This window comes from Pseudomonas alcaligenes (assembly GCF_041729615.1).
GTDB classification, from domain to species: Bacteria; Pseudomonadota; Gammaproteobacteria; order Pseudomonadales; family Pseudomonadaceae; genus Aquipseudomonas; species Aquipseudomonas alcaligenes_B.
Genome location: NZ_CP154874.1, coordinates 2,815,753 through 2,836,269 on the forward strand (window position 1 = coordinate 2,815,753; position 20,517 = coordinate 2,836,269).

4 protein-coding genes are annotated in these 20,517 nt (G+C 66.5%); 3 read left to right on the plus strand and 1 reads right to left on the minus strand.

The window, feature by feature from the left end; all coding sequences use genetic code 11:
- Nucleotides 1-226: 226 nt before the first annotated feature.
- The 3 genes from AAG092_RS13705 (at nt 227) to AAG092_RS13715 (ending at nt 19,178) form a co-directional block, all read left to right on the plus strand.
- Nucleotides 227-16,432, plus strand: coding sequence for a hypothetical protein (locus tag AAG092_RS13705; RefSeq protein ID WP_373387106.1), 16,206 nt, complete (start codon nt 227-229; stop codon nt 16,430-16,432).
- Nucleotides 16,433-16,515: 83 nt separating this feature from the next.
- Nucleotides 16,516-18,348 (plus strand): acetylglucosamine transferase, encoded by a 1,833-nt coding sequence (locus AAG092_RS13710; protein WP_373387107.1) that lies wholly within the window; start codon nt 16,516-16,518, stop codon nt 18,346-18,348.
- A complete protein-coding gene (locus tag AAG092_RS13715) occupies nt 18,345-19,178 on the plus strand; it encodes a hypothetical protein (protein WP_373387108.1) in 834 nt (277 codons plus the stop codon). The genes AAG092_RS13710 and AAG092_RS13715 overlap by 4 nt, the downstream gene beginning before the upstream one ends.
- Before the next feature lie 12 nt (nt 19,179-19,190).
- Here the strand turns inward: AAG092_RS13715 and AAG092_RS13720 are convergent, their stop codons facing one another.
- Nucleotides 19,191-20,516 carry a TolC family outer membrane protein gene (locus AAG092_RS13720; protein WP_373387109.1) on the minus strand — a complete coding sequence of 442 codons (1,326 nt, stop codon included), beginning with the start codon at nt 20,514-20,516 and terminating at the stop codon, nt 19,191-19,193.
- Nucleotide 20,517: the final 1 nt, after the last annotated feature.

The window sequence follows — 20,517 nt, forward strand, 5'->3', positions numbered from 1 at the left end:
TGAACGGCTATAGCCAAACTGGCTTTATGCCAGCATGCTAGGCTTGTGGCAAAAAAAGGCTGCCAATAAGTTGACGGGCTCGGGCGGCTAGGTATCGGAATATTTTTCTTGGGACCTAAAGGTCGCAAGTTTTTTGCCGTCACTACGCAAACGGGATCTCCTCTCCGCGACGGCTTGCCTGGGTGGCAGGGCTGGGGCGGGTCACTCTGTGCAGGTACAAAAAACAATGAGCAGCATCTTTACTGGCCTGACCACCGCTCAAGTCGCCGCGCTGACCACCGCGCAAATCGCCGCTTTGACCACTGAAGACATTGCGGGCATGAGCACGGCGCAGATGGTCGCCTTCACCACTGCACAGATCCAGGCGCTGTCCACCGAAAGCATCGAGGCGCTCAGTACCGCCCAGCTGCGAGCCATGCAGACGCAGGACTTCGCTGTTCTCACCAGTGATCAGATCCCCGCGCTGGACGCGACCCAGACCGCTGCGCTGACCACCGCCCAGATAGTCGCCTTGACCACTGCACAGGCGGCCGCGCTGACTGCCACCCAAGTCGCCGCTCTGACCACCGCCCAGTTGCAGAAGATGGAGAATGCCGATCTGGCAGCTCTGGGCACCGCTCAGATAGCGGCCCTCACCACCGCTCAGGTGGCCAGCCTGACCACTGTCCAGGTGCCCGCCCTGACCAATGCCCAGGTGGCGGCTCTGGAGGTAGGTGATCTGGCTGTGATGAGCGCAGCCTCGATCAAGGCTCTGACTGCAAGCCAGGTCGCGGCTCTCACCACTGACCAGATTCAGGCCCTGAGCGCATTGCAGATTGCTGCTCTGGACACCGACATAGGCTCGCTGACGACGGCGCAGATCGTCGCTCTCGAGTCGGACCAGGTCGCGGCGTTGAACTCCATTCAGGTCGGTGCCCTGACGCCTGCCAAGCTGGCGGCACTCGAGGCCAGTGATGTCGCATTCCTGACCACGGCAGTCGTGGCCGCCCTCAAGACCAATCAGATCGCCGGCCTGACCACCGCGCAGCTGGAGGCACTGACCACCCTGCAGGTCAGCAAGCTCAACTCCGCCCAGCTGGCCGCGTTGACTACCGTGCAGATCCAGGCGCTCGAAGAGGCCGATCTGGCTGCCATTTCTACTGCCGTCATCGCCGGTCTGACCACTGCTCAGGTCGCAGCGCTGACCACCGACCAGGTTCAGGCGCTGACCAGTGCGCAGGTTGCCAGGCTGGATACGGCTGACGTGCGCGCACTGACGACCGCTCAGCTGGATGCCATGGATAGTGCGCAAATCGGTGCCATGACCTCGGCACAGGTCGTGGCGCTGACGACTGCGCAACTGCGCGCCATCGAAGCAGGGGATCTCGCTGCGCTCAGCTCCGCAGCCATTGGCGCCCTGACGACTGCCCAGGTGGCCAGTCTCACCACCGAGCAGGTCGAGGCCCTGACCACCCTGCAGGTGCGCTCGCTGAAGTCGACGCAACTGGCTGCCATGTCCACGGCCCAGGTACGCGCCCTGGAGACCGCGGACGTCGCGGCGATTTCCACTGCCAGCATCGCTGGCCTGACCACCGCGCAGGTCGCGGCCCTGACCACCGATCAGGTGCAGGCCCTGAGTGCGGCCCAGCTTGCCCGGCTCGATACGGCCGACGTCAAGGCGCTGACCACTGCGCAGGTCGAGGCCCTGGACTCGGTACAGATCGCCGGCCTGACCAGCACCCAGGTGCTGGCCTTGACCACGGCGCAGGTCGCGGCCATCGGCCTGGACATTACCGGCATCGCTACTGCCACCCTGGCATCCATGACCACGGCGCAAGTGTCCAAGCTGAGCACGGAGCAGATCGAGGCCCTGACCACCGCCCAGGCCGCGGCCCTGACCTCTGCCCAGGTGACCGCCCTGAGCACCACCGCCATCCAGGCCATCGAAGTGGCGGATATCGCCGTCATCAATACCGCCGCCATCAAGGGCCTGACCACGGCGCAGGTGCGGGCACTGACCAGCGACCAGGTCGCCGCCCTCACTTCCGCACAGATCCGCGCCATGGACGCGGTCGATGTGGCCGCGCTGACCTCCGACAGCATCGCCGCGCTGACCACCCTGCAGATCAGCGCCCTGACTGCCGGCCAGATCGCGGCACTGACTACGGTGCAGATCCAGGCCATCGAGACCCAGGACCTGGCTGTCCTGTCGCCGGCTACCATCGCCGGTCTGACCACTGCGCAAATCCGCGCCCTGACCGTTGATCAGCTGGAGTCCCTGACCACCGCCCAGGCTGCAGCGCTCACCGGTACTCAGGTTGCTGCCATGACCACTGCGCAGATTGCTGCGCTGGAAGTGGCCGATATCGCCAAACTGTCCACTGCCGCCATGGTCGGACTGACCAGTGCCCAGGTGTCGGCGCTCACCGATGCCCAGTTGCAGGCGCTGACCACCGCGCAGATATCCAAGATCGATGCTGCAGATATCAAGGGGCTGAGTACCGCCGACATCGAACTGCTCAGTGCTGCACAGATCGGTGCACTGACTGCCGTCCAGGCGGCCGCGTTGAGCACTGCCCAGGTTCGAGCTATCGAGGTCGCCGACATCCCGTCGCTGTCCACCGCCTTCGTCAAGGCCCTGAGCACGGCGCAGGTCGCCGCCTTGACCACCGATCAGATAGTGGCCCTGACCACGGCTCAGGTCGCTGCTCTGGACCCGGCTGACCTGGCTGCGCTGGGCACCGCCCAGCTGGTCGCCCTGAGCCCCTCCCAGGCTGCGGCCCTCACTTCGGCGCAGGTCGCCGCGCTGCCTGCCGCCAAGCTGGCGGCTCTGGAAGAGGCCGATCTGGCGGCTCTGACTACTCAGGCCATGCGCGGGCTCGGCAGTGCCCAGATTGGCGGCCTGACCACCGACCAGGTGGTAGCCCTGACCACGGCCCAGGCGGCTGCTCTGACCTCGGCGCAGATCGTCGGCCTGAAGACTGCACAGATCGCTGCCCTCGAGGAGCAGGATCTGGCGGCGCTGTCCACCGCCGCAATCGCCGGCATGAGTACGCTGCAGATCGCCAGCCTGCAGGCGAGCCAGGTCGATGACCTGACCAGCATGCAGATCAAGGCCATCGAGACGGCGGACATCAAGGCCATGACTACCGACCAGATGGCGGCGCTCACCGCGCCCCAGGTCGCGGCTCTGACCATTCCGCAGCTGGTGGCGATGACCACCGCACAGATAGATGCCCTCAACTCGCCGCTCAGTGCCGAGCAGCTGGTCGCCCGGGAAATCGGGGCCCTGACCACTGCAGATATCAGGGCGCTGACCACTGCACAGATTGCCGCCTGGACGACCGCCCATGCCGCCGCGCTGACCTCGACCCAGGTCGCAGCCATGTCCACGGTGCAGATCCGCGCCTTCGAGACCGCCGACCTGCAGGCATTGTCGGCCAGCGTCATCAAGGGGCTCAGCACGGCGCAGGTGTCCAAGCTGACCAACCTCCAGGTGCGGGCACTTACCACCGCCCAGATCGCTGCCCTGGAAACCGCCGACCTGGTGGCGCTCAGTTCTGCCCAGGTGGTGGCCCTGACCACTACCCAGGCCGCCGCCCTGAGTACCGCGCAAGCGTTGGCATTGACCACCACCCAGGTGCGGGCTCTGGAAACCGCTGATCTGGCTGCACTCAGTACTGCGGCTATCAGCAAGCTGTCCGTCACTCAGATCACGGCCCTCAGCCCAAGCCAGATCGCCGCGCTTACCACCGACCAGATGCAGGCGTTGACTGCCGCACAGATCAAGGCACTGACCACCGCGCAGATGCAGGCATTGACCGCCGAGCAATTTGCCGCACTGGGCTCTGCCCAGGTCGCCGCCTTGGACACTGCCGACGTGGTGGCTTTGACCACGGCTCAGGTGGCGGCGCTATCAACCGCCCAAGTGGCTGCCTTGAGCTCGGCCCAGATCATCGCCCTGACCAGCAAGCAGGTCGCGGCCCTGACCAGCGACCAGGTCGATGTGCTCAGCACGGCGCAGATCGTTGCGCTCGGCAGTGAGGACTTCAAGGCCATGAGCACGGCGCAGATCGCAGTGCTCGACTCGGCGCAGATTCGTGCCCTGCAGACGGCCGATATTGCGGCGCTGACCAGTGCGCACTTCATGGCCCTTAGTATGGCGCAGCTGGCGGCCCTGAGCACTGCGCAGGTTCGAGCCATCGAGACTGCAGACTTGCGGCAACTGAATTCGGTGCAGATCGCCTCGCTCAGCTCCAGCCAGGTCGCGGCTCTTTCCACCGATCAGGTGTCCAAGCTGCTTACCGGGCAAATTGCTGCCCTGGAAACCCAGGACCTCCTGGCGCTCAGTACGGCGGCCATCGTCAGCCTGACCAACGCGCAGGTGGCTGCGTTGAGCACGGCGCAGATTGCCGCGCTGAGTACTGCCCAGATCGCGGCTCTGCAGACCGGCGATCTGGTCGTTCTGGATAGCGCGCAGATCGTCGCGCTGACCACTGCGCAGGTAGGCGCCCTGACTTCGCTGCAGATCGCCGCCATGACGCCCGAGCAGATCGCGGCTCTGCAGACCCAGGATCTGGTGCGGCTCTCGACAGCCCAGATCAAGGCCCTGACGTCGACCCAGATGGCCGAGCTCACCACCGAGCAACTGGCTGCCCTGACCACCGCCCAGGTTGCAGCGCTGGAGACTGCCGATCTGCGTGCACTCAGCGAGGATCAGGTCGCTGCCTTGAGCAGTGCCCAGATCGCCGCCCTGACCACGGCCCAGGTCGTCAGCCTGACTTCCACCCAGGTGGCCGCATTCGAGCCCGAGGATATTGCCGGCCTCGGCCTTGCCGCATTCAGGGTGCTGACCACGGCCCAGCTGCGTGCATTGGGCGAGGAGCAACTGGCCGCCCTGACCACGGCCCAGGCTGCCGCGCTGAGCAGCACCCAGATTCGTGGGCTGACCGTCAGCCAACTGGCTGCCCTCGAAACTGCCGACCTGGCAGCTCTGACCACCGGCAGCATCGCCGCCCTGCTCAGCAACCAGATTCAGGGGCTGACATCGGAACAGATCGCCGCCCTGACCACCGCCCAGATCAAGGCTCTCAGCACCCAGCAGATCGCTCTGCTGAGCGAGGAGCAGATCGCGGCCATCGAGACCGCCGACCTCCGGCAACTGACCAGTGCTGCCATCAAGGCCCTCAGCAGTGCTCAGATCGCGGCACTCAGTAGCGCGCAGGTCGCCGTCCTGGATACCGCCCAGATTGCGGCTTTGGATACCGTTGATGTCGCTGCCCTGAGCCAGGAGCAGTTGCAGGCCCTGAGCAGTGTTCAGCTGCGCGCCCTGACGACCGCCCAGATAGTAGCGCTCGGCTCGGACCAGGTAGCCGCACTGGCCACCGAACAGATCGAGGCCCTGACCACGCTTCAGGTACGCGCACTGGAAACAGTCGACCTGCGCGCCCTGAGCGTGGAGCAGGTACAGGTGCTGACCACTGCGCAAGTCGTCGCCCTGACCACTGCCCAGATAGCTGCGCTGACCTCCGACCAGGTGGCCGCACTGGAGGTTGACGACCTGCTCGTACTGTCCACCGCCAGCATCAAGGCACTGGGATCGGACCAGGTGGCCGCGCTGACCAGCGACCAGGTGTCGGCATTGACCACGGCCCAGGTTGCTGCCCTGGATAGCCAGGATGTTGCCGCCCTCAGCACCGCACAGATCGTGGCGCTCACCAATGAGCAGATGGCCGCGCTGAGCTCCAGCCAGCTCGCCGCCCTCAGCAGTGTGCAGATTGCTGCTATCGAGACTTCCGACCTGCAACAGCTGTCCACCACGGTCATCCGCAACCTCACCACGGTACAGGTTCAGGCCCTGACCACCGACCAGGTGCAGGCCCTGACGGGCTCGCAGGTCGGCGCGCTGACCACGGCCCAGGTGGCCAGCCTGAGCACCGATCAGGTCATCGCCCTGGATGCCGAAGATCTGGCCCTGCTTGGCACGGCCCAGATAGTCGCCCTGAGCACCGCCCAGGTTGCTGCCTTGACCGTCGAGCAGGTGGCCAACCTCGGTTCCGATCAGTTGGCTGCATTGGAAACCGCTGATATTCGTGCTCTGGGTACCGCGCAGATCGCTGCGCTGACCGAGGAGCAGGTGGTCGCCCTGCGTTCGGCGCAACTGGCCGCCCTGACCACCGATCAGATTCGCGCTCTCGAGGCCCAGGACCTGGCGGCCCTGACCAGCGCTGCCATTGCGGGCCTCACCACCGCCCAGACCCAGGCCCTGACCACCGCGCAGATCGCCGCTCTGACCGAGAGCCAGGTACCGGCGCTGACCAGTGCCCAGATCGCCGTGCTCAGCACCGAGCAGATCGCCGCCTTCGAGCCGGCCGACCTGGCTGTCCTGGCACCGTCCACCATTGCCGGCTTCAACTCCGCGCAAATGGCCGCGCTGAGCACGGCCCAGATCACCGCGCTGACTTCCGACCAGCTGGCGGCACTGGATGCTTCCGACCTGGCTGCCTTCAGCACCGAGCAGATCGTCGCCCTGACCCAGACCCAGGTCAGGGGCCTGACCTCCGCTCAGGTCGCGGCGCTGAGCACCGAGCAACTGGCGGCCATGGAAACCGCCGATCTGTCCCGACTGACCACGGCGGCTGTCGGCGCGCTGTCCTCGGCGCAGCTGGCGGCCCTGACTCTGGATCAGGTTGCCGCGCTGACCGCCTCGCAGATGGGGGCGCTGGCCACTGCCAGCCTGGCCGGCCTGAGCACCGAGCAGGTCGCGACCTTGTCTTCCACCCAGGTGGCAGCTCTGAGCGTCGATCAGGTGGCGGTGCTGAGCACTGCGCAGATCGCGGCACTGGATGCCGTGGATGTCGCCGCATTGAGCAACACCCGCATCGCTGCCCTGACCACCGCCCAGGTGGCAGCCCTGACCCTCGGCCAGCTGGAGGCCCTGAGCACGTCCCAGGTGCGAGCTCTGGAAACCGAGGATGTGGCAGCCCTGACCACCACCCAGGTCGCCGCTCTGGATACCGCCCAGGTAGCCGCCCTGACCACCGCGCAGGTGGTCGCCCTGACCACTGCGCAGGTCCGTGCGCTGACCGTCGAGCAGCTTGAAGCGCTCAGCGGCGCTCAGGTTGCCGCGCTGGAGACCGAAGATCTGGTCGCCTTGACCACCGATCAGCTGCAGGCGCTGTCCACCGAACAGGTGGCGGCACTGAAGACCGCCCAGATCGCCGCTCTGACCACGGCCCAGGTCGTGGCTCTGGAGGCGGGCGACATCGCCGGTCTCAGCGCTGCCCAGCTGGTGGCGCTGACGACTGCGCAGGCTGCTGTTCTGACCATTGATCAGATCGTCGCACTGGGCACCGCCCAGATCCGCGCACTGGAAACCGCCGATCTGGCGGTGCTGCCGACCGATCGCATCGCTGCACTTTCCACCGCCCAGCTGGAGGCCCTGTCCACGGCTCAGGTGGTCGCGCTGACCACTGCCCAGGTCCGTGCCCTGACCTCCGAGCAGGTGGCCGCCCTGAGCACGACCCAGGTGCGTGCCCTGGCCACCGACGATCTGGCTGCCCTGGGTACCGATCAGATCGCCGCGCTGACCCAGGATCAGATCGCTGCCCTGAGCAATGCCCAGGTGGTGGCCCTGACCACTGCCCAGGCGGCTGCCATCGAGGTGGCCGATCTGGCCGGCCTCAGTACAGCCCAGCTGCAGGCTCTGCAGACCGATGATCTGGCCGCGCTGACCACGGCGCAGATTGCCGCGCTGAACAATGCCCAGCTCGCCGCGCTGAGCACCGCCCAGATCGTCGCGTTGACCAGTGCCCAGGTCGCTGCGCTGACCAATGGCCAGGTACAGGCGCTGTCTACCGCCCAGGTTCGTGCCCTGGAAACCGTCGACCTGGCCGCGCTGACGACCGCGCAGGTACAGGCCCTGACCACCGCCCAGATGGTGGCGCTGAGCAGCGCCCAGGTTGCCGCGCTGACCCAGACCCAGATCGCCGCCCTCGAGAGCAGTGACCTGCGTGCCTTGACCACGGCGCAGATCGTGGCGCTGACCACGGCGCAGATTCAGGCGCTGACCACCGCCCAGATCACCCAGCTGACCAGTGCCCAGATCGCGGCGCTGGAGACTGCCGATCTGGCCGCCCTCAGCCAGGAGCAGGTGTTCGCCCTCAGCGGCTCGCAGCCGACTGCTCTGACCACTGCGCAGATTGCCAGCCTGCCGACCGCCCAGATCGCTGCCTGGCAGACTGCCGACCTGGCCAACCTCACCACGGCGCAGATTCAGGCTCTTACCACTGCACAAATGCAGGCGCTGACTCTCGACCAGGTGCCGGCGCTGACCACGCTGCAGATCCGTGCCCTGGAAACCGCCGATCTGGCCGCCCTCACGGCCGAGCAGATCGCCAATCTGACCACCGCGCAGGTGGCCGCGCTGACGACTACCCAGGTCGAAGCGCTGACCACCGCCCAGGTGGCTGCGTTGGAAACGGTGGATCTGGTAGCCCTTAGCACCCAGCAGATCCGTGCTCTGGAAAGTGCAGATCTGGCGGCACTGACCGATGAGCAGATTGCCGCGCTGACCACGGCCCAGGTGCAGGCCCTGACCACGGCGCAGATCAACAAGCTGACGGCTGGGCAGATTGCCGCTCTGCAGACCGTCGACGTCGCGGCCCTGACCACGGCGCAGATCGTGGCGCTGACCACGGCGCAGATTCAGGCTCTGGGTGCGGCGCAGATCGCGGCGCTGACCACGGCACAGGTGCGCGCGCTGGAGACGAGCGATGTGGCCGTGCTGACTGCCGAGCAGATTGCCGCGCTGACCACGCAGCAGGTTCAGGCCCTGAGCACTGCCCAGATCGTGGCGCTGACCACGGCGCAGATCCAGGCCCTGGAGGCCGCCGATCTGCAGGCGCTGACCACGGCGCAGCTGGTGGCCATGCAGACGGTTGACCTGGCTGCACTGCGCACCGATCAGATCGAGGCGCTGACCACTGCCCAGTTCGCTGCCCTGACCAGCAGCCAGCTGGTGGCACTGACCACCGAGCAGGTTGCGGCCATCGAGACTGTCGACCTGGTGGCACTCAGTGCCAGCCAGATTTCCAAGCTGGAGACCGCCGATGTGGCGGCCCTGCAGGGTGCCCAGGTTGCCGCGCTGACCACGGCGCAGGCCGTTGCCCTGACGACTGTGCAGATCGCCGCGTTGACCAGCGACCAGGTGGCTGCTCTGGAGGTCGCCGACCTGGCCGTACTGACCACGGCGCAGATCCGGGCCATTGATGCCGCCGATCTGGCTGCACTGAGCACGGCACAGATCCAGGCCCTGACCACCGCTCAAGCGGCGGCCCTGACCACGGCGCAGGTTGCTGCGCTGGCCCCCGCACAGGTTGCGGCTCTGGAAAATGCCGATCTGGCTGCCCTGGGTACCGCACAGATCCAGGCCATGAGCTCGGCGCAACTGGGCGCCCTCACCAGTGCCCAGCTGCAAGCGCTGTCCGTGGCGCAGATCAAGGCGATTGAAACGGCCGATCTGGCTGCCCTGGGTGCCAACCAGGTGAACAAGCTGACCACCACCCAGGTGCAGGCTCTCACCAGTGCCCAGTTGATCGCCCTGACCACCGCCCAGGTCGAATCGCTGACCACCGCTCAGGTGGCCGCGTTGACCACCGCGCAGATTCAGGCACTGCAGACCGCTGATGTGGCGGTGCTGACGCCGGCGCAGATCATCGCGCTGACCACTGATCAGGCGGCGGCCCTGACCGGGGCGCAGCTGGCTGCACTGACCGCCGACCAGATTGCAGCCCTGCAAACGGCTGATCTGGCAGCCATTGGTACCCTGGTGATCCCAAGCCTGACCGTCGGCCAGATCGCGGCCCTCAGCGAAGCCCAGGTGGCGGCCCTGACCACGGCGCAGATCGCGGCAATGCAGACCACTGATCTGGTGGCGCTGAGTGCCGATCAGATCGTCGCGCTGACCCCGGCGCAAGTGGCTGCGCTGACCACGGCGCAGCTGGCCAGCCTGACCACGGCGCAGATCGAGGCCCTGGAAGTGGCTGACCTGCAGGCACTCAGCACGGCACAGATTGCCGCGCTGACCACGGCGCAGGTGCAGACGCTGAGCCAGGCCCAGGTAGCCGCATTGAGTACCGTCCAGATACGTGCCCTGGAAACCACCGATCTGGCCGTGCTCACCAGCGACCAACTGGCCGCGCTGACTACTGCGCAGGTGCAGGCGCTGACCACCACGCAGATTGTGGCCCTGACCACGGCGCAGATGTCCGCCCTGGAGACCGTCGACATCGCGGCGCTGACCACGGCGCAGATCGTCGCCCTGCAGACTGCCGATCTGGCGGCGCTGACCGTCGAACAGATCGCGGCGCTGACCTCGGCCCAGGTGGCCAAGCTGACCACGACGCAGATCCAGGCCCTGACCACGGCCCAGGTGGCCGCGATCGAAAGTGGTGATCTGGGCGCGCTGAGCAATGCCCAGCTGCAGGCCCTGAGCACGGCTCAGGTGCGTGCACTGACTGCCGAGCAGATCGCGGCGCTGAGTCCGGCAAGCGTTGCCGCATTGTCCACCGCGAGCATCCAGGCCCTGAGCACGGCCCAGGTCGTCGCGCTGACCAGCGATCAGGTGGCCGCTCTGGGGACTGCCCAGGTCGTTGCTCTGGGCACTGCCCAGGTGGCGGCGCTGCAGACTGCCGATCTGGCGGCCCTGACCACGGCACAGATTCGTGCCCTGGAAAATGCCGATCTGCAGGCGTTGAGCCAGCAGCAGATCGCCAGCCTGACCAGCGCCCAGGTCGCGGCCCTGAGCACCGCCCAGGTGGCTGCGCTGGGTACCGCCCAGGTGGCGGCGCTGCAGAGCACCGACCTGCAGGCGCTGAGTACCGCGCAGATCGTGGCCCTGAGCAGCGATCAGGTGCGGGCGCTGAGTGGCGAGCAAGTCGCGGCCCTGAGCACCGCCCAGCTGCGCGCGCTGGAAACGGCCGACATCGCCGCACTCAGTACCGACCAGGTGATCGCCCTGACGCCTGCCCAGGCGGCGGCGCTGACCACGGCGCAGATCGTGGCCCTGAGTACCGCTCAGGTCGCTGCCCTGGAAGTGGCCGACCTGGCGGCGCTGACCACGGCGCAGATCCGCGCGCTGGAAACCGCGGATATCGCGGTGCTCAGCGAAGATCAGGTCACTGCGCTGAGCACGGCTCAGATTGCGGCCCTGTCCACCGCTCAGGTGGTTGCATTGACGTCGGCTCAGGTCGAGCTGCTGTCCGTGGCCCAGGTCGCCGCGCTGACCACCGCACAGGTGGCGGCATTGCAGACAGCCGATATCGCGGCGTTCTCCGATATCCAGCTGGTTGCCCTGACCTCGGCCCAGGCAGCTGCCCTGACCGGTGCGCAGATTGCAGCCCTCAGCCCGGATCAGATAGCTGCGCTGCAGGCGGTCGACTTTGCCGCACTGTCCACCGCCGCGATCGTCGGCCTGACCACGGCGCAGGTCGCCAACCTGACCCTGGCCCAGGTCGCTGCACTGACCAGCAGCCAGCTGGCCGCCATGGAAGTGGCTGATCTCGCGGCGATGACGCCTGAGCAGTTGGCCGAACTCACCACAGAACAGGCTGCTGCGCTGACCAGTGCCCAGTTGGCAGCTCTCGACGCCGATCAACTCGCCGCGCTGGATCCTGACGCCCTGACGGCGGCAGAGATCGAGTTCATCGAGTCGCTAACCACGGACACCGTGCCGGCGCTGACCGCCGAGCAGGTGGCGGCCTTCACCACCCGCCAGATCCGTATTCTGGAAACCGAAGATCTGGCTGCTCTGACCACGCTGCAGGTGCAGGCCCTGACCACCGAGCAGGTGCAGGCCCTGACCACGCTGCAGATCCAGGCGCTGACCACGGCCCAGGTGGCCGCTCTGGAAAGCCAGGATCTGGCCGCGCTGAGCAATGCCCAGCTGGTGGCGCTGACCACGGCGCAAGCCGCGGCGCTGACCGACAGCCAGATCGATGCGCTCAGCACGGCACAGGTTCGGGCCTTGGAAGTGGCCGATCTGGCCGCACTCAGTGCCGGTCGTATCGCCGGCCTGAGTACCGACCAGGTGGCTGCCCTCACTGGTGCACAGATCCAGGGGCTGACCACGGCACAGGTCGTGGCGCTGACGGGCGAACAGATTGCGGCGCTGAGCACCGCGCAGATTCGCTCGCTGGAAACCGCCGACCTGGCTGTGCTGACGGCGGATCAGGTCACTGCCATCGAGACCGAGGATCTGCGTGCGCTGACCAACGAGCAGATCACCGCGCTGACCAGCACGCAGGTCGCGGCGCTGACCAACGATCAGGTTGCGGCGCTGAGCACGGCGCAGATCAAGGTGCTGAGCACCGAGGATGTCGCGGCGCTGACCCTGGACCAGATCAGCGCCCTGACCACCGATCAGGTGCAGGCGCTGACCACGGCGCAGATCGTCGCCCTGACCCCGGCGCAATACGCCGAGTTCTCCACGGCGCAGATCAGCAAGCTCACCACTGCACAGCTCGAGGCCCTGGGCACCGCCGACATCGCGGCCCTGACCGAAGAACAGGTGGCGGCACTGACCACGCTGCAGACCAGTGCGCTGAGCACCGCGCAGTTCGCCAGCCTCTCCGCTGCCCAGGTAGCGGCGCTGACCACGGCCAGCATCCAGGCGCTGAGTGCGGCGCAACTGGTGGCGCTGACGACGACACAGGTCCAGGCCCTGGTATTCGAACAGTTGGCGGCGTTGACCACCGAGCAGATCGTGCTGATGGAAACCGCCGACATCGCGGCCCTCACGGCCGACCAGATTCAGCTGCTGTCCACCGCCCAGGTCGGGGCGCTGACGTCTGCCCAGGTGGTCAACCTGACCACAGCGCAGATTGCCGCGCTGGAGCCGCAGGATCTGGCCGCGCTGTCGACCAGCATCATCCCGCTGCTCACTTCGGCTCAGGTACAGGCCATCACCCAGGATCAGATCGGCTTCCTCACCACTGCGCAGATCCGCGCTCTGGAAACTGCCGACCTGGCCTTGCTGAACAGTGCCCAGCTGGCGGGGCTGCAACTCAATCAGGTTGCGGCGCTGACCACGGCGCAGATCGTGGCCCTGACCACCGAGCAGATCCAGGATCTCAGCGTCGATCAGATTCAGGCGCTGACCCCGGCCCAGGTAGCCGCTCTGGAAACGGCCGATATCCAGGCCCTCACCACGGCCCAGGTAGCTGGCATGGAGGCTGCCGACATCGCCGCGCTGACCAGTGCGCAACTGGTTGCTCTGACCAGTGACCAGGTGCAGGTGTTGACGGCCGAGCAGATCCAGGCGCTGAGCAAGACCCAGCTGTCGCAGCTGGAAACCGCCGACCTGGCCCTGCTCAACACCGTGCAGATCCGTGCGATCGAGACCGCCGACATCAGTGGCCTGACGACTGCGCAAATGGTGGCTCTGACGACCGAGCAGGTGGCTGCGCTGACCACTGCGCAGATTCAGGCCCTGACCACTGCGCAGTTCCAGGCTCTGCAGACGCAAGATCTGGCGGCCCTGACGACCGTACAGATCCAGGCGCTGGAAACACGGGATCTGGCCGTACTGAGCACTGCTCAGATCGCGGCGCTGACCAGTGACCAGGTGCAGGCGCTGACCACCGCGCAGATCGTTGCCCTCACTACGGAGCAGATCCCGGCCCTGGATGCCGCGGATATCGCGCTGTTGAGCACCGCGCAGATCGTTGCGCTGCAGACGCGTGATGTGGCGGTACTGACGTCTGACCAGCTCGTGGCGTTGACCACCGAGCAGGTCGCCGCCCTGACCTCCGCACAGCTGGCTGCCCTGACCACGGCCCAGCTGGTGCGCCTGGAAACCGAGGACCTGGTGGCCATCACCACGACGACGCTGCAAGGCCTGAGCGCCGAGCAGGCGGCGGCGCTGACCACCGCCCAGGTGGCGGCACTGACTACCGAGCAGCTGGTCTCGCTGGGTACCGACGATGTAGCGGCGCTGACCACTGCCCAGGTGGTTGCACTGGGCAGCGACCAGGTCGCGGCGCTGACCACCGCTCAGGTGCAGGCGCTGACCACGGCCCAGTTCGCGGCACTGGAGGTGGCAGATTTTGCCGAGCTGACCTCGGAGCAGATCAGCGTGATCGAGACGGCCGATATCGCTGCTCTGACCACGGCGCAGATCGTCGCCCTGACCACCGAGCAGGCCAGCGCACTGACGTCGGCCCAGCTGGCGGCACTGAGCACGGCCCAGTTGGTGCAGATGGAGGTGGCCGACTTCGCGGCACTGACCGCCTCGGCAATCGTCGGCCTGACCACCGCTCAGACGGCGGCGCTGACCAGCGACCAGATCCAGGCGCTGACCAGCGATCAGCTGCAGGCCATGGAAACCCGTGATATCGCGGCGCTGACCACGGCGCAGATTCAGGACCTGACCAGCGAGCAGTTCCAGGCGCTCACCACCGCCCAGATCAAGGCCCTGACCAGTGCCCAGGTCGAGGCTCTGGAGACCGAGGACCTGGCGGCCCTGGGGACCGACCAGATCCGCGCCCTGGATGCGACCGATCTGGCATTGCTCAGCACCGCGCAGCTGGTCGAGCTGACCCTGGCGCAGGTCGAGGCCCTGACCACCGAGCAGGTGGTCAAGCTGACGACTGCGCAGGTGCAGGCGTTGACCACCGATCAGCTGCAAGCCCTGACCACCGAGCAGATCGCGGCCATGCAGGGTGCCGATGTGGCGGCCCTGACCACCGATCAGGTCGTGGCGCTGACCGTGGCCCAGGTGCAGGCGCTGACCACGGCGCAGATCGTGGCGCTGACCAGCGACCAGTTCGCGGCGATGGAAGTGGGTGATCTGGCGTCCTTGAGTACTGCGCAGGTTCAGGCCATCCAGGGTTCCGACCTGGCCGCCCTGAGTTCTGACCAGATCGCGGCGCTGACCGTGAGCCAGGTGCAGGCGCTGACCACCTCGCAGGTCGTCTCTCTGACCACCGCCCAGGTCGAGTCCCTGACGCTGGCCCAGGTCGCCGCCCTCACCACTGCGCAGGTGGCCGCAATGCAGATCTCCGATCTGGCGGCGCTGACCACGGCGCAGATCGAGGTGCTGACCACGGCCCAGATCCAGGCCCTGACGGCCGCGCAGATCTACGGCCTGACCACCGCCCAGGTGGCCGCGCTGGAAACCGAGGATCTGGCGGCGCTCACTACTGCGCAGATTCAGGCCATGCAGAACAGCGACCTGGCTGCGCTGACAACCGACCAGATTCCGGCCCTGACGACCGATCAGATCCAGGCGCTGACCACGTCGCAGATCAAGGCGCTGACCACCGATCAGATCGCCGCCATGACCAGCGACCAGATTGCCGCACTGGAAACCGTCGATGTCGTGGCGCTGACCTCGGCGCAGATCGGTGCCATCGAAGCGGGCGACTTCGCGGCATTCAACACGGCGCAGCTGGTGGCCATCGACGTGGCGGATATCGCCGCCTTGACCACCGATCAGCTGGGGGCGCTGGACATGACCCAGGCCGATGCCTTCACCGCGTCGCAGCTGGCGGCCATGAGCACCGAACAGCTGTCGGTACTGACCACTTCGCCGCTGATCCTCGATCTCGATGGCAATGGTGTGCAGACCCAGCACTGGGCGGCCAACACCCTGTTCGATATCGATGGCGACGGCGATCTCGACCAGACCGGCTGGGTCGGCGATGGCGATGGCCTGCTGGCGCTGGACCGCAATGGCGACGGCAGCATCAACGACGGCAGCGAACTGTTCGGTACCGCCACCACCCTGGCCGATGGCAACAAGGCACAGGACGGCTTCGCCGCCCTGGCCGAGCTGGACAGCAATGGTGATGGCCGCATCGACATCAACGACGAAGCCTTTGCCTCGCTGCGGGTGTGGATGGACGGCAACAAGGATGGTGTCAGCCAGTCCGGTGAGCTTTACAGCCTGTCCAGCCTGGGTATCGCCAGCATCAATCTGGATGCCCAGCAGACCAGCGAGCTGAACAACGGCAACTGGATCGGCCTGAGTGGCAGCTACGAGACGACTGATGGCCAGCTGCACAGCATGGTCGATGCCTGGTTCCGCAGTGGCGAAGCCGGTCAGACCATCGACCTGACGGCGCTGAACCCCGAGTCGATCAGCGAGCACAGTCTCAGCCGTATTGATCTGGGGCATGATGGCGGTATCGCCAGCACGCTGAGGCTGGATGCCGAAAGCATCGGCCAGTTCGGCCAGGTGGGCCTGGTGGACACCGCTGGTCTGGGCGCTTCGCAGCCGGTGCAGCTGATGGTCAGCGGCGATGCCAACGACAACGTGCAGATCGCCGGCTCGGCCGAGCAGTGGCAGTCCGCCGGCAGCGTCGAGGTCGACGGCACTCGCTACGACGTGTACAACGACGGGGAAATCCAGTTGCTGGTCGCCAGCAACGTGCACACCAGCTTCTACTCCTGATGTAGCGGCTGGAACTACCCCCGGCGGCGCCCGAGGCGCCGCCGGGGAGTGCTCGTGCAACCATTTCCGCATAAGGCGTTTGCATGTCCGCCAATCCGCTCGAAAGTCCCAATCTGGATGTCGCGTTGCTTACCGCTCTGCAGTTCGCCGAGCAGGCCGCGCTCGAACCCATGCAGCTGATCGCCGTGGCCGAGCGTCTCGGCCAGGCCGCACGCCCCGCCGATGTGGTGCGTCTTTACCAGACCTGGCTGGGCCATTGCAGCTCCAGTGCCGATTACATCGTGCAGTTCAACCTGGGGGTGACCCTGTCACAGCTGGAGCAGTTGCCGGCGGCCGAGCAGGCCTACCGCGCGGCCATCCAGCGCAAGCCGGATTTCGTCCAGGCCTGGTTCAACCTGGGGGCCGTGATCGAGCGCCAGGGCAGGGCAGACAACGCCCTGACCATCTGGCAGTCGATGCTCGACCATCCACTGGTGGCGCCCGGGCTCAATCATGAGCTCTACATCATGGTGCTCAACGCCATGGGACGACTGATGGAGGAGGTGCGCCAGCTGCACCCGGCGGAGGAGAAGCTGGCCGCCAGCCTGCAGGCCGACCCCGAGCAGCCCAAGGTTATCCAGCACTGGGTGCACCTGCGCCAGAAGCAGTGCGAGTGGCCGGTATTCGTGCCGCCACCCGGCCTCTCGCGTGGTGACCTGCTCAAGGCCACTTCGCCCTTGGCCATGCTCTCGGCCAGTGACGATCCAGGCCTGCAACTGGCCACCGCGATGCATTTCGTCGCCGAGCGGGTCAACCAGCGCGTACCGCAGCTGGCGCCAGCCGGCGGCTACGCCCATGGGCGTACGCGCATTGCCTTCCTGTCCTCGGATTTCTGCCTGCACGCAGTGTCGCTGCTCACCGTGGAACTGTTCGAGCTGCTCGATCGCGAGCGTTTCGAGGTCTACGGCTTCTGCTGGAGCCGCGAGGACGGCTCGGCGCTGCGCGCGCGGGTGAGGGCAGCGATGGATCACTTCATCCCCATCGGCGGGCTGGACGACACCAGTGCCGCACAGCTGATCCGCCAGCATGAAATCGACATCCTCATCGACCTGCAGGGCCTGACCTCCGGTGCTCGGCCGAACATTCTGGCGTACCGCCCGGCGCCGCTGCAGCTCACCTACCTGGGCTTCCCCGGACCGACCGGACTGCCCTGCGTCGACTATGTGATCGCCGACCGCTACCTGATTCCGGAAGACGAAAAGCCCTTCTACAGCGAGAAACCGCTGTACCTGCCGGTGTTCCAGTGCAGCGACCGCCAGCGCCCGGTGGCGCCGCTGCCGAGCCGCGCCGAATGCGGCCTGCCGGAAGACCGTTTCGTGTTCTGCTGTTTCAACAACAACTACAAGTTCAACGAGGAGATGTTCTCCTGCTGGATGCGCATCCTCGCCGCCGTGCCGGACAGCCTGTTCTGGCTGCTGGCCGATAACCAGTGGTCGCAGGCCAACCTGATTGCCTGTGCCGAACGCCATGGCGTCGCGGCCGAACGCCTGGTGTTCGCCCCGCGGGTGGCGCCGGAGCTGTACCTGGCGCGCTACACCACCGCCGACCTGTTCCTCGATGCCTACCCGTTCAATGGCGGCACCACCGCCAACGATGCGCTGTGGATGGGCCTGCCGGTGCTGACCCGCTCCGGCCGCACCTTCGCCTCGCGCATGGCTGGCGCCCTGCTCACGGCTCTGGATCTGCCGGAGCTGATCACCGACAACCTGGCCGACTATGAACGCCGTGCCGTCGAGTTGGCACGCGACCGCGAACAGCTGCGCGACTTGCGCCAGCGTCTGCAGCAGGGCCGCGAGACCTCGTTGCTGTTCGACATGCCGCGCTTCGTGCGCAGCTTCGAAGAGGCGCTGCTGGGTGCCAGGGGAGTTCGTTCGTGAGCGGCAATCCGTCGAGCGTCCTCTATGCCTGCCTGACCCATGTCCCGCTGGAGGTGGATTACCCCGACTTTGTCACGCCCATCTACATGGGCGAGGCCCAGGGTGTCGGGCGCCTCAACCTGCGCGACCTGGCCCCGGAGTGGGAGCCTCATCACCCGGTGCTGGGCTCGATCGCCGGCGCCTTCGCGCTGAAGAACCTGCTGCTGCAGCGCCCGGGCGTGACCCACGTGGGCATCTGCCAGTACCGCAAGTTCCTGACCCGCGAGCGCATCGGCGTACAGGCGGACAACTACCAGGTGATGGATGTGCTGTCGCTCGAGCAGGTCGACCGCCAGGTGCTGGCCGAGCAGATGCTGCCGCAGGCTTCCGACTACCTGATCGGCAAGCCGGGCCAGTTCACCCTCAACGGCGTCAATCACGGCTACCTGTATCAGTACAAGGACGTGCACCACGTCGAGGACTTGCTGCGTTTCACTGCCGCCGCGGTCGAGCTCGGCGTGCTCGACCGCCAGGAGGTCATACCCTTCTTCGACGAGAAGATCTTCTTCCCCGGCGGCATCGAGCTGGGTGTACTGCCGGCGGACTTCTGGCTGCCGCATATCTCTGCCATTGAGGCGGTGGTGCGGCGCTGCGTGCAGCTGCACCCGACGCAGCGTCCTGACGCACAGGCGCGTGTCTGGGCCTTCTGTGCCGAGCGCCTGGGCAGCTACTACCTGCTGCGCCAGTTGCGTCGCCTGCCGAGTGCGGGGGGAGACTGGCTGAGCCGCCATACCGGTCAGCTCAACCTGCTGGTCAAGAGTGGCGAGCGCAGCTACGTGCCGGGCGTCTGAGCCGGCACAAGACTAGAACAGCGCCTCTACCTGCTGCAGCACACCGCGATGCATCAGCCCGCTGCGCGCGTGCAGGGTGACCAGGCTTTGCAGCATCTGCAGCTTGCTGTCGAGCAGATCACGGCGGGCCATGAACAGGGTCTGCTGGGCGTTGAGGATGTCCACGGTGGAGCGCACCCCGGCCTGATAGCCCTTTTCCGCCGACTCCAGGGCACGCTGGCTGGAGTGCACGGCGGTCTGCAGGGCCTTGCACTTGGCATAGCCGCTGACTACGCCCAGGTAGTTACGCTCGATATCTTCGGACAGCTGGCGCGCTTCGTCGTCGAGCTGGGCCTGGGCGCTGGACAGGGCGAACTGCGACTTGCGCGAGGCGGCGCTGACTCCGCCGCCGGCGTACAGCGGCACATCCAGAGATAGCCCCAGGTAGGAGGTTGACTGGCGGCGGAAGTCCTCGGCCAGGTTGTCGCGGTCGGAATGGTTCAGTTCGCCGACCAGTGCCAGCTGTGGATAGTGGCCGGCTTTCTGGGCACGCAGTTCGGCTTCCGCGACGGCCACCGAATCCCGTCTGGCATCCAGGCGGGGCGCAGCCAGGCGGGCTTGCTGCTGCCAGAAAGCCAGGTCCTCTCTGGCCTGTAGCGGCAGGGCTGCTGGCAGCTCCTCGCGCATGGCCACTATGCGGGCACCCGCTACACCGGTACGCCCTGCCAGCGTGTGCAGGGCGGCCTGCAGGCGGGCCTGTGCCTCGATTTCCCGGGCCTTGACCAGGTCCAGTCGGGCCTGGGCTTCCTCGGTGTCGGTGATGGTGCCATCGCCTACCTCGAAGAGGCGGCGGGTCTGTCTGACCAGGCCCTCGATGGCGACTTTCTGCAACTCGATCAGACGCAGTTCATTCTCCTGCCGCGCCACCTCGAAGTACGCCTCCACCACGCGCGGGAACAACTCCTGGAAGGCGTCGTCGTAGACCGACTCACCCAGGCGACCACGCGCCTTGGCCTGGGCATAGTAGGCGGCCTTGGCACGATCGTAGAGTACCTGACGGGCGCTCAGGCTGAGATTGCTGCTGGTGGAGCGAGGGTCCTCGGTGCTGCTGTCGAGATCCCGCCCGCTGATCTGGCGGGTACTGCCATAGCGGCCGTTGGCATTGATCTGGGGGAGCAGGGGGGCGATGCCGATGTCTTCCTCTTGTTGGCTGGCCTGGTAGTCGAAGGTGGCTGCCTGGAAGGTCGGGTCGTGATACAGCGCGTTGTCGTAGGCATCCAGCAGCGACAAGGGCGCCTGCGCCTGCGCCTGCGCCTGTGGCAGCAGCAGGATAGCGAGCAGGCTGAGCAATGCGCGCATG

Coding starts and splice junctions, on each gene's coding strand:
- AAG092_RS13705 (WP_373387106.1), top strand. CDS start 227: ATGAGCAGCATCTTTACTGGCCTGACCACCGCTCAAGTCGCCGCGCTG.
- AAG092_RS13720 (WP_373387109.1), bottom strand. CDS start 20,516: ATGCGCGCATTGCTCAGCCTGCTCGCTATCCTGCTGCTGCCACAGGCG.
- AAG092_RS13710 (WP_373387107.1), top strand. CDS start 16,516: ATGTCCGCCAATCCGCTCGAAAGTCCCAATCTGGATGTCGCGTTGCTT.